The organism is Halorussus litoreus, from assembly GCF_003382685.1.
GTDB lineage: Archaea > Halobacteriota > Halobacteria > Halobacteriales > Haladaptataceae > Halorussus > Halorussus litoreus.
This window is the reverse complement of sequence record NZ_KZ859510.1, coordinates 100,874-111,577: the sequence shown is the minus strand read 5'-3', so window position 1 is coordinate 111,577 and position 10,704 is coordinate 100,874. Positions and strand designations below refer to the sequence as shown.

The 10,704-nt window shown below is 69.2% G+C and carries 14 protein-coding genes; 8 read left to right on the top strand and 6 right to left on the bottom strand.

Features of this window, described 5'->3' with window-relative positions; all coding sequences use genetic code 11:
• Positions 1-123 precede the first annotated feature (123 nt).
• Positions 124-1,065: a TraB/GumN family protein gene (locus DPQ64_RS05155; RefSeq protein ID WP_198662016.1), complete on the top strand. Its 942-nt coding sequence runs from the start codon at positions 124-126 to the stop codon at positions 1,063-1,065.
• A 39-nt stretch (positions 1,066-1,104) separates the two neighbouring features.
• Here DPQ64_RS05155 and DPQ64_RS05150 read toward each other — a convergent pair whose 3' ends face one another.
• On the bottom strand, positions 1,105-1,341 hold the full coding sequence (locus DPQ64_RS05150; protein WP_115863293.1) for a PRC-barrel domain containing protein: 237 nt from the start codon (positions 1,339-1,341) through the stop codon (positions 1,105-1,107).
• Between the two features lie 120 nt (positions 1,342-1,461).
• On the opposite strand from DPQ64_RS05150, the gene DPQ64_RS05145 reads away from it, so the two are divergent.
• Positions 1,462-2,649, top strand: coding sequence for a pyridoxal-phosphate-dependent aminotransferase family protein (locus tag DPQ64_RS05145; RefSeq protein WP_115863282.1), 1,188 nt, complete (start codon positions 1,462-1,464; stop codon positions 2,647-2,649).
• Between the two features lie 9 nt (positions 2,650-2,658).
• Here DPQ64_RS05145 and DPQ64_RS05140 read toward each other — a convergent pair whose 3' ends face one another.
• Positions 2,659-3,300: a hypothetical protein gene (locus DPQ64_RS05140; RefSeq protein ID WP_115863281.1), complete on the bottom strand. Its 642-nt coding sequence runs from the start codon at positions 3,298-3,300 to the stop codon at positions 2,659-2,661.
• Between the two features lie 106 nt (positions 3,301-3,406).
• On the opposite strand from DPQ64_RS05140, the gene DPQ64_RS05135 reads away from it, so the two are divergent.
• The gene (locus DPQ64_RS05135; protein WP_157971588.1) at positions 3,407-3,601 is read left to right on the top strand and encodes a hypothetical protein; all 195 of its coding nucleotides are present in this window, start codon (positions 3,407-3,409) and stop codon (positions 3,599-3,601) included.
• Positions 3,602-3,631: 30 nt separating this feature from the next.
• On the opposite strand, the gene DPQ64_RS05130 is transcribed toward DPQ64_RS05135, so the two are convergent.
• Together DPQ64_RS05130 and DPQ64_RS05125 are read right to left on the bottom strand one after the other, a co-directional pair.
• Complete coding sequence (locus tag DPQ64_RS05130; RefSeq protein ID WP_115863279.1) at positions 3,632-4,834, bottom strand: MFS transporter; 1,203 nt, start codon at positions 4,832-4,834, stop codon at positions 3,632-3,634.
• A gap of 51 nt (positions 4,835-4,885) precedes the next feature.
• Positions 4,886-5,296, bottom strand: coding sequence for a hypothetical protein (locus tag DPQ64_RS05125; RefSeq protein WP_232820491.1), 411 nt, complete (start codon positions 5,294-5,296; stop codon positions 4,886-4,888).
• Between the two features lie 91 nt (positions 5,297-5,387).
• On the opposite strand from DPQ64_RS05125, the gene DPQ64_RS18585 reads away from it, so the two are divergent.
• From DPQ64_RS18585 to metX, 3 genes are all read left to right on the top strand, one after another.
• Positions 5,388-5,585, top strand: a complete 198-nt coding sequence (locus tag DPQ64_RS18585; RefSeq protein ID WP_157971587.1) for a hypothetical protein — start codon at positions 5,388-5,390, stop codon at positions 5,583-5,585.
• Positions 5,586-5,724: 139 nt separating this feature from the next.
• On the top strand, positions 5,725-7,071 hold the full coding sequence (locus DPQ64_RS05120; protein WP_115863277.1) for an O-acetylhomoserine aminocarboxypropyltransferase/cysteine synthase family protein: 1,347 nt from the start codon (positions 5,725-5,727) through the stop codon (positions 7,069-7,071).
• Entirely contained in the window at positions 7,068-8,285 is a 1,218-nt protein-coding gene (gene metX / locus DPQ64_RS05115; protein WP_115863276.1) for a homoserine O-acetyltransferase MetX, read from the top strand. The genes DPQ64_RS05120 and metX overlap by 4 nt, the downstream gene beginning before the upstream one ends.
• Positions 8,286-8,316: 31 nt before the next feature.
• Here the strand turns inward: metX and DPQ64_RS05110 are convergent, their stop codons facing one another.
• Both DPQ64_RS05110 and DPQ64_RS05105 read right to left on the bottom strand, forming a co-directional pair.
• Positions 8,317-8,598 (bottom strand): hypothetical protein, encoded by a 282-nt coding sequence (locus tag DPQ64_RS05110; protein ID WP_115863275.1) that lies wholly within the window; start codon positions 8,596-8,598, stop codon positions 8,317-8,319.
• A 40-nt stretch (positions 8,599-8,638) separates the two neighbouring features.
• Positions 8,639-8,863, bottom strand: coding sequence for a hypothetical protein (locus DPQ64_RS05105; RefSeq protein ID WP_115863274.1), 225 nt, complete (start codon positions 8,861-8,863; stop codon positions 8,639-8,641).
• Positions 8,864-9,046: 183 nt separating this feature from the next.
• Between DPQ64_RS05105 and DPQ64_RS05100 the strand changes: the two genes are divergently transcribed.
• A complete protein-coding gene (locus DPQ64_RS05100; RefSeq protein WP_115863273.1) occupies positions 9,047-9,934 on the top strand; it encodes an NAD(P)H-binding protein in 888 nt (295 codons plus the stop codon).
• Positions 9,931-10,692, top strand: a complete 762-nt coding sequence (locus DPQ64_RS05095) for a DUF7530 family protein (protein ID WP_232820490.1) — start codon at positions 9,931-9,933, stop codon at positions 10,690-10,692. Before DPQ64_RS05100 ends, DPQ64_RS05095 begins: the two co-directional genes overlap by 4 nt.
• Positions 10,693-10,704: the final 12 nt, after the last annotated feature.

The window sequence follows — 10,704 nt, the reverse complement described above, 5'->3', positions numbered from 1 at the left end:
ACCGCTTCAGGGCGGCTTTCTGACCGGCCCACCGCCAATAATAGCTCTGCCGACGCGTCCGAATAGCTCCCGTACCGAGTACGGAACGATTAAGAGGGGCCACTGATACCACCTGCCACGTCGATGTCCGCGCCCTCCAACTCCTCCGAATCGCCCGACCCGCTCGAATCGCCCTCCGAATCGGTCGACGCGACCCCAGACTCCCCGAGCGCACCCGAGCAGTCGGACTCGCCGGACGCGTCCGGCGAGTCCGACTGCTCGGGTGCGTCCAACTGCTCGGACGCGTCCGACTGCTCCGGGCCCGCCGATTCCGCATCGGCCAGCGACGGCTCGCAGACCACCGACGACCCCCGAACGAACGGCCAGTTCGTCCGGACCATTTCTGCCGCAGGCGGGAACGACGCCGGCGACGTGACCCTCGTCGGCGTGGTCCACGACCACCCCGCGAGCGCGTACCGCGCCCGCGAACTCGTCCGCGAGCGCGACCCCGCGACCGTCGCGCTCGAACTGCCGCCGGTCGCGACACCGCTCTACCGGGCCTACGCTCGCGACTCGGACGCCCTGCCGTCGTTCGGCGGCGAGATGAGCGCCGCCGCGCAGGCCGCCGACGAGTGCGACGCCGAGGTGGTCGGCGTCGACGCCCCGACGCCCGCCTTTTTCGCGCGACTCGCCCGGAACTGCTGGGACGAGCGCGCGTCGCTGGGTACGCTCCGGCGGGTGGCCTCGGGCGTCGCGTCGGTGACGCGCCACGCGCTGGTCTGCCGGGCCGCCGCCGCGGTCGCCGACCGAACCTCGCTCCGCGTGGAGGTCGACGACCCCGTGGCTCACGACTGCGACCGGTCGGACCCGCCGGCCGTGCAGGCCCGTGACGAGTGCGAGCAGGCCCGCCGCTCGCAGTCGCTCCTTCGGGCGTTCGACCCGCCGCGGCCGGTCCGTCTCCGGGACGAGACCCGCGAGGAGTGCATGGCGGCGGAACTCGCCGGGCTCTCCTCACAGGGCGACGTCGTCGCCGTCGTCGGACTGGATCACCTCGACGCCGTGGCCGAACAGATTGCCGAAAAATAAGCGTCTACGCGTCTCTAACCGTCGGTTCCGCGGCCCCGCCTACATCTGGCTTCGCAGGCGAACTTCGTCGTCGGTGATGGTGTCGACCATCTCGTCCTGCAGCGGGTAGGTGTCCTGGTTCCCGTCACCCCAGTCGAGCGACGCCCTGATCCGGTCGCTGACGCCCGCGTCCGGATTTACGTGGGCCATGCTCCCCTCGACTTCCTGGATCATCCCCACTTTCTCGTCGCCCATGACGACGTCCTTGCCCTCGTCGTCCTTGCTGAATTGTGCCATTGCACTCGAACCGATGACGAGGACACGCATGACTACTGTGGCCCGCAAGCGGTAGTTTCAGAACTGGCGGCATTTGCCAGACCCCGCCGACTTAAGCGTCGCGGCGGACACCGTACGAATATGCGCGAGGACTTCCTCCTCCTGAACCCTGGACCGGTTCCCGTGACCCGCGACGTTCGCCAGGCGATGAGCGAGCCGATGGTCTCGCACCGCTCGGCCGAGTTCGAGGCGGTGTACGAGCGAGCCCAGGACGCGCTCGACCACGTGTTCACCCGGTCGACGCTCGACGGCGAATCGACAGCCAGCGACGGCACCAGCCTGATCTTCAACGGAACGGCCACGATGGCGATGGAGGCCGCGGTGGCGAATCTGGTCGGAACGCTCAGCGGTCGAGGCGACGACGGGAAGGTCGTACCGCTCGTCAACGGCAAGTTCGGCCGACGGTTCAAGCGCATCGCCGACCGCTACGCCTCGGTCGACCCCGTGGAGGCGACGTGGGGCCACTCGCTCGACCTCGACGCGGTGGCCGAGACGGTGGACGACGACACCGACGTGGTGACGATGATCCACAACGAGACCAGCACGGGCCTCCTGAATCCGGTCGAAGCGGTCGGCGAGATCGCCGCCGAGCACGACGCGACGTTCGTCGTCGACGGCGTGACCTCCATCGGGGGCGACGAGTTCCGGGTCGACGACTGGAACGTCGACGTGGCGGTCACCGACGCCCAGAAGTGTCTGGCGGCACCGCCGGGCACCGCCGCGATGTACGCCACCGAGGCCGCACAGGAGGAGTTCGACGGCGACTCCGCGCCGTTCTACGAGGACCTGGACTGGCACCTCCGGAAGGCCGACTCGCATCAGACCCCGTTCACGAGCGCGGTCCCGCTGTTCCGGGGACTCGCGGTCGCCGCCGAGAACATCGTCGAGGAAGGGATGGTCGACCGCATCGAGCGCCACCGTCGCCAGTCCAGCGCCTTCCGCGAGGCGTTCACCGCGATGGGGCTGGAACTGTTCGGCGAGCGCAACGACGCGACCGAGTACTCGAACACCCTGACCGCGGTGGCGCTCCCGGTCCACACCCGCGAAGACCCCGACGCGTTCTTCGACGCGGTTGAGGCTCGCGGCGTCTCCATCTCGGGCGGGCAGGCCCACCTCGGCGGCGACATCTTCCGCGTGAGCAACATGGGCAACCTCTCCAGCGAGCAGATCATCCGCGGGGTGCGGACGATAGGCGAGGCCTTCGAGGAGACCGGCGAGGACGTGGACAAGGAGGCCGGAATCGCGGCGGCGCGCGAGGAGTTGCAGTAGAAGGACCTGCTACCTGTCGTCGTACTTTCTCGCCCAGTAAATTATCAGCGGCGTACCCACTGCGGTCGGCCACAGCCACGCCACGAACCCCAGCGTTCCGGTGAGGTTGACCGCCGAGACGGCGCTGACCGCGGCGACGAACGCTGCCAGCATCCGCGAGAGGTGGGCGGTCAGCCACTCTTCTCCTCGGTCGGTGGCCCGGAACTGCCGGAGGTCGCCGCCCCCGACCACGAGTCCGATGGCTCCGAACGCGACCAGCACGGTCCCGAAGGACGTCCCGCCTGCGAGTTGTGCGACGCCCCATCCGCCGAGACCGAGACAGGCCACCACGACCGAGACAGCCGCCAGCCAGTCGACGGGCGCGGCGTCGTCCGCGGGTCGCTTCCGGGACAGCACGCGATAGCCCGAGAACGCGAAGTAGCCGCTGAACACCGCCACGAGCGCGAGGAATATCCGGAAGCTCGTCGGCTCGACCGCCAGCAGCAGGAACACCGTGGCGACGACGACACCCATCGACACGACGAATATCTTCCCGACCTGACGGTGGCGGCGTCGGCCTTTCGCAGTCACCAGCGCGCCGATTCCGGCCACGACCGCGAGGACGCCAGCGGCGACGTGCACCCAGAGCGTCCACGTTTCGAGCGTCTTCATTCTCGTTCGTTTTCCCCTGTGATAGATAAAACACAGGTCGGTTCGTCGAACGGTGTCGGAACCCGGCGACCCGAACTTTTCGACCAGCGACTTCGAATCGCGGATAGTGACCGCGTCCAACCCCGACAACCTCGCCGCCCGCCTCGACCGCGTGACCTACCTGCTGGTCGCTGTCGTCGTCCTCCAGCTGATCGACGTGCTCGGACTCGGGCTGTTCGGCATTGGCATCGCAGCGCTCGTCGGACTCTTCGTGACTCTGGTGTCCCTCGCCGACGTAGAGCAGTCCGGCAGTCGCCGGTGAGTCTCTCCACGGGACGTATCAGCCCCGACTCTACCGGCCGAACGCCGACGCCTCGCGCTCCACGTCGACCCGGAGGAACGCCGGAATCGAGACGAACGCGACGGCGGTCTCCATCGCACCTGCGACTAGGAACGCAGCGAGGAAGCCGAACTGGTCGGCGACCGTTCCGCCGACGAGAATCCCCGCGAGGAATCCCAGACTGCCAAACACGTTGAACCCGGCCATCGCGGTGCCCCGTCCCGAGTCCGAGGCGATGTCGGTGACCAGCGCCATCGTGGCCGGAGCCATCAGCGCGCCGATGACGCCCACGCCGACCATCGCGACGCCCGCGGTCGGTACCGTGGGCGCGAGGCCGACCGCGACCACCGCGAGGCCGTACAGCGCCGATCCGGCCACGATGGGAGTCGTCCGGCCGACCCGATCCGAGAGCACGCCGAACGGGTACTGGAGCAGGGCGAACGGCGCGAAGAACAGGCCCAGCATCACGCCGGTCGCAGCGGCGTCGAGGCCGAACGCCTCCCGGAAGTACACCGTGCCGACCAGCGCGAAGAAGCCCGCGGTGAACCGGTCGATGAACCCGAACGCGTAGGGGATGGTGAGCACCGAGCGCTCCGAGACGGTCGCCAGCGCGGCCGCGATGCGGCCCCGTTCGCCACCGCGCTCGGGCGCGCGGTCGGCGACCAGCGCCGCGACGAGGGCGACGCAGACCAGCAGGGCGCTCGCGAGGGAGAGCGGTGCCAGCGGGTCGACGCCGTAGAGCTGGCCGCCGAGCGGCGCGCCCACAGCGGTTCCAAGTCCGATGGCGATGCCAGCCGCGCCCATGTTCTTGCCGTGGCCGCCCTCCAGATCCATCAGCATCGTCATCGACAGCGAGAACGCGCCGATGGTGGTCGCTCCCTGGACCGCCCGGAGTGCGAGCACCTCGCCGAACGACAGCGAGAGCGCCGCGGGGAGCAGTGCGAGCGCGGCGTAGCCGACCGCGCCGCCGAGCGCGCCCGCGACGATGAGCGGGACGCGGCGACCGGTCGCGTCGCTGACCGCGCCCCAGACCCCGGCGAAGACGACGAACGCGCCGAACTCCGCGGCGAGGAACCACATGCTGGCGTCGAGCGTCGTGGTCGCGCCGACGGCCGAGACGAGGTCGGGGACTCCGGGGTAGAGCAACACCTGCGCGAGCAGGACCGCCCACACCACGGTCGCGAGCAGGATTCGGTCGCGTCGAACTGAACTCACGTGAACGTCCGGAACTCGGGCCCGCGCCGTCTTATAGCCGGTGGAGCGCGCTCAGTCTCCGAGTACAATTCGCTCGCGCTCCGGGTCGATTTCGACGCGACCGCCCACCGGAACCGGAACCACGGGTGCGGTGTGACCGAAGTCCACGTCGAGGACGACCGGCGCGTCGGGGTTGTACTCGCCGACGACCTCCACGACGGTCTCGCGCTGGCGCTCGCGGTACTCGGCGCGGGCCTCGGAGCCGAGGTCCTCGAAGGGGCTGCGCGCCTTCGCGCGGCCGACGAGCACGCCCGCGAAGCGTTCGAGCAGGCCGCGCTCGCCCATCCCGATGAGGATTTCGCGCAGGCGCTGAAGTCCCAACTCGTACACGTGCGGGTAGTCGGTCGCCCGGTTGGACCCCGGCGCGACGATGGCGACGCGGTCGCCGGGCTCCAGCGCCGGCGGGACGACGAACTCGGTCATGCCTCCCGATTCGGTGTCGGGTTTCCTATGGGTTTCGGTGGTCCGCGAGCGAATCACAGGGTTTGAGGCACCTCGTTTCCAACCGGCGCGCGTGACCGACCCTGAACTCCTCACCCGCCTCGACCGCATCGTCCTCCTGCTCGCGGCGCTGTTCGTCGTCGAACTGATCGACCTGTTCGGCTGGAGTTCGACCGGCGTCGGCTACGCCGTGCTCGGCCTCGCTGCGCTCTCGTTCATCTTTCTCTGGGGCAAGTCGGTGGTGGGGCTGCTGTTCGGCGAGGGCGTCTGAGTCGGCCGTCGCGGGACGCCGACAGCGGTGGTATCGTCCCCGTCGCGCTCCGCCGAAACCGTGAGTCAGAAAGACACGCCTCAGCAATCCTTGCCGTAACTGGCAGTTATAACATTGTGTAGAAATATGCTTGAGATACATGACCGACAACGCCGGCGAGCCGCGGCCGCCCGGAACCGACCCGGAGGCCGGTTCCGACGAGCCGCGCTTTTCCACGCGGAGCCTCCACGCGGGCCACGGGGCCGACCCCGCGACGGGGGCGCGGGCACCGCCCATCTACCAGACCACCTCCTACGAGTTCGACGACGCCGACCACGCCGCCGACCTCTACGCGCTCGACGCCGAGGGCGACGTCTACTCGCGCATTTCGAACCCGACGGTACGAGCGCTCGAAGAGCGACTCGCCAGCCTCGAAGGCGGGACCGGCGCGGTCGCCACCGCCAGCGGGCTTGCCGCCTTCGACTCGCTGGTGCTCGTGCTGGCGGGCGAGGGCGACAACGTGGTCTGCTCGACCGACACCTACGGCGGGACCACCGCTCACCTGCGCCACACCGCGGGCAAGCGCGGCGTCGAACCCCGGTTCGTGGACACCCTCGACTACGAGGCCTACGAGGAGGCAGTGGATTCGGACACCGCGTTCGTCCACGTCGAGACCATCGGCAACCCCTCGCTGGTGACGCCCGACTTCGAGCGCGTCGCCGAGATCGCCCACGAGGCCGGCGCGCCCCTCGTGGTCGACAACACCTTCGCGACCCCGTATCTCTGCAACCCGCTCGACCACGGCGCTGACGCGGTGTGGAACTCCACCACGAAGTGGCTCCACGGGAGCGGGACGACCGTGGGCGGCGTCCTCGTCGACGGCGGGAGCTTCGACTGGCAGGCCCGCGCCGAGCGCTACCCCGAACTCGCCGGCGAGAACCCCGCCTACCACGACACCGACTTCTCGCGGGACTTCCCCGACGCGCCGCTCGCGACCGCCGCGCGATTCCGCGCGCTGCGGAGCCTCGGCAACCAGCAGTCGCCGTTCGACGCGTGGCAGACCCTCCAGGGGCTCGAATCGTTCCCGCTCCGGATGGACCGCCACTGCGAGAACGCCGCAATCGTGGCGGAGTACCTCGCGGACCACGACGAGGTCGCGTGGGTGGCCTACCCCGGACTGGAGAGCCACGAGACCCACGACAACGCGAGCGAGTATCTGGCGGGGGGCTACGGCGGAATGGTCGCCTTCGGCCTCGAAGCGGGGTTCGATGCGGGCAAGCGCTTCTGCGAGCGCGTCGACCTCGCGAGCTTCCTCGCGAACGTGGGCGACGCGAAGACGCTGGTCATCCACCCCGCGAGCACGACCCACGCCCAGCTGTCGCCCGACGAGCAGCGCGCGGCCGGCGTCTCGCCGGACCTCGTGCGCTTGTCGGTCGGCATCGAGGACCCGGCGGACCTGCTGGCGGACGTCGAACGCGCCATCGAGGACGCAGTCACACAGCCATGAACCGGACGCGAGACACCGCCCACGTCGGCGAGTTCGAGTTCGAGTGCGGCCAGACGATTCCCCTCGACGTCGCCTACGAGAGCTACGGCGAGTTCGAGGGCGACAACGCGGTGCTGGTCTGTCACGCGCTGACCGGCAGCCAGCACGTGACCGGTCCCGCACAGAGTGACAGCTCCGAGGAGACCGACACGGGCGGGCAGGCCGCGGCGTGGTGGAGCGACGTGGTCGGGCCGGGCAAGGCCATCGACACCCGCGAGTATTTCGTGATCTGCGCGAACGTTCCGGGGTCGTGCTACGGCACGAGCGGGCCCGCGAGCGTTGACCCCGAGACGGGCGAGCCGTACGGCACCGATTTCCCGCCGGTGACGGTGACCGACTGGACCCGCGCGCAGGCCCGACTGCTCGACCACCTCGGCGTCGGCCCGCTCGCCGGCGTCGTCGGCGGGAGCGTCGGCGGGATGAACGTGCTTGAATGGGCAAAGCTCTATCCGGAGCGCGTCGACCGGATCGTTCCGGTCGCCACCGCGGCCCGGCTCGATCCGCAGATGCTCGGTATCGAGGCCATCTCCCGGCGAGCCATCACGACCGACCGGCACTGGAACGGCGGCGACTACTACGGAGAGGACCACCCCAACCCGGACGAAGGCCTCGCGGTCGCTCGCCAGCTCGGGCACGTCTCGTACCTCTCGAAGGAGTCGATGGGCCGGAAGTTCGGCCGGCGGTCTGCGGGCCGACAGGCTACCGCCGAGGAGTTCGCCCCCGACGACCCCGCGAGCGACTTCTTCCCCTACCGGGAGGTCGAGTCGTACCTCGACTATCAGGCCGAGACGTTCGCCGACCGGTTCGACGCAAACAGCTACCTCTACCTCACGCGGGCGATGGACGAGTACGACCTCGCCTCGGGCTACGACTCGGACGCCGACGCGCTCGCGGGCTTCTCGGGCGAAGCGCTGGTGATCAGCTTCACCGGCGACTGGCACTTCACGGTCGAGCAGTCCGAGCGTCTCGCGGCCGCGTTCGACACTGCAGGCGCGGACGTGGCGAACCACGTCGTCGAGAGCGACCACGGCCACGACGCCTTCCTCGTCGAACCCGAGCAGGTCGGCCCGCCCATCCGGGACTTCCTCGCGGCGGGCGTCGACGGCCGGGCGGTCAGTGACGCCGACGAGAGCAGGGAGTTCGCGCCGGTCCACACGAGTCTGTTCGGGGACTGAGGACTCCTCCCACTCGGGTCCGAGAACGCCGTCAGTCGTCCAGTATCTCCGTAGCGCGCTCGCGCTTTGCCTCCGGGTCCAGCCCCTCGGCGTCGAACGACCCGCGTGCGACCCAGCCGTCCATCCCGTAGAAGAGGACGTGCGCAGTCCCGCCGACTTCGAGGACCCACGAGCCGACCGTCCCGGTCTTGGGGTTCGAGCCAAGGGGAAGCGGCTCTGTCCAGTCGACCGCGTCGCCGTCGCCGATCCGCTCGACGTCGGACGCGGTCAGTGCGCGGTCGGGCAGCGACTCCAGTACGCTCGGTTCGGACATAGGCGTCGGTTGGCGTGCCGATACAAAAAGGTCCGGCGAATCAGACGCCGTCGCGCCCACCGAGTTGCTCCATAACGAACGAGTAGAACCGGCCAGCCAGCCGGGCGGCACCGACGCCAGTCGCCACCGCCGCGCCGAGGACCACCGTCCAGTACACCGCATCGAACCGCGGGACGACGCCGAGCCACGACGCCGCGTGGACGACCACCGCCGCGAGCCAGACGACGTAGAGCGCGAGGCCAATCCGGGCCAGCATCCAGCGCATGCGCCGACAGTGAGCGCGCTCGCCCACGAATCTTCCGGTCGCTGTCGCTTTTCAGTGGCCGCCGTGGCAAGCTACGCGCGATCAGTGCCACCGGCAACTGGCACGTTACGGTCGGTCCACCGGGACACGGGGGACGTTTCCGACCGCCGATAGTTATGAGGGTCCGAACCCAAGGCGTAACAAATGCGCGTGTTGGTAACTGGTGCGACGGGATTCGTCGGCGGTCGTCTCGTTCCGGCACTCCTCGATGCGGGCCACGAAGTGGTCGCGTTCGTCAGGGATTCCGAGCGGTACGACCCGCCCGAGGGCGTCTCGGTCGTGGAGGGCGACCTGCTCGACCGGGAGAGTTTAGACGACTGTTTCGAGGGCATCGACGCCGCCTACTACCTCGTCCACTCGATGCAGGCGAGCGGTGACTTCGCGGCGCGGGACCGACTCGCGGCCCGGAACTTCGTGGACGCCGCCGAGGGGTCGAACCTCCAGCGGGTCGTCTACCTCGGCGGCCTGGGTGCGACCGGCGACCACCTCTCGGAACACCTCCAGTCGCGGCGCGAAGTCGAGACGATTCTCGCCGAGAGCGAGTTCGAGTTGACCGTGCTCCGGGCCGCGGTCATCATCGGCGACGGGAGCGCGAGCTTTCAGATGATACGCGAACTGGTGTCGAAACTCCCCGTGATGGTCACTCCACAATGGGTCCACAACGACTGTCAGCCCACCGCGATCTCCGACGTGGTGGCGTATCTCGTGGGCGTGCTCGACGTGCCCAAGACTGCGGGCGAGACCTACGAAATCGGGGGCCCGGAGGTGCTGACCTACGCCGAGATACTGCGCCGGACGGCCGAGATCACGGGGCGTCGGCTCTTTCTGCTTCCCGTGCCGGTCCTGTCGCCCAAGCTGTCGGCCTACTGGGTGAGTCTGGTGACCGACGTGCCCGCGAGCGTGTCCCACCCGCTCATCGGCGGGTTGAAGAACCCGGTCGTTGCGGACGACCAGCGCATCCGCGACCTCGTCCCCGTCGAGTTGACCGCGTTCGACGCCGCGGTCGAGCGCGCACTGGCGGGCGAGGAATGACCGACCACGATTCGGACGGCCGGGGTTCGAGCACCCGTAATTCGACCGACGGCGACCCACCGACGCCGGAGTACGGCGAGACGTGGGTGTACGAGAGCATCGTCGGCGCGATACCCGGCCTGCACCTCTCGCCGGTCTCGGCGGTGACCGTCCAGTTCCTGCTGTTCGAGGGCGCGATGCTCGTCCTCGCAACAGTGTACGACCTCTGGTCGGCGGTTCCGGCCGGGAGCGCCGCGGTCGGGGTCGCCGCGGCCGGAAGCTACCTGATGCACGCGCTCGGCTCCGAGCTTCGGGGGCTGTCGATTCCGTCGGCCTACCGCCGACTCCTGTTCGGGTCGAGCATCGAGGTGGTGCTGGGCGTGCTGTCATTCGTCGCGCTCCTGACCGCTCTGCTCACGCGGACCGCGAGGTCGGGCGAGCCGTCGCTGTTGGTCGCGCTCCTCGGTCCCGACCTGCCCGCACCCGCGGTCTACCTCGCACTGCTCGTGCTGTGGGACCTCTGTTACCGAATCGGGACGGGGTGGTGGGCGAGCCTCGTCGGGTTGCTCCGTACCGTCCGCCATCGGAGCGAGTTCGACCCGCCGACCCGGTCGCGTCTGCTCCGGACCGACCTGCTGACCATCGGGTTCGCACTCGTCCAGTTGGGACTGGTCCCGTTCGTCTGGGGCCGGACACTGCTGGTCGCCGCCATCGTCGGCCACGTTGTCGCGGTGACCGTGGTGTCGGGAGCGTCGATACTCCTGCTTCGGCGAGCGTGACAGCCTGTCCCC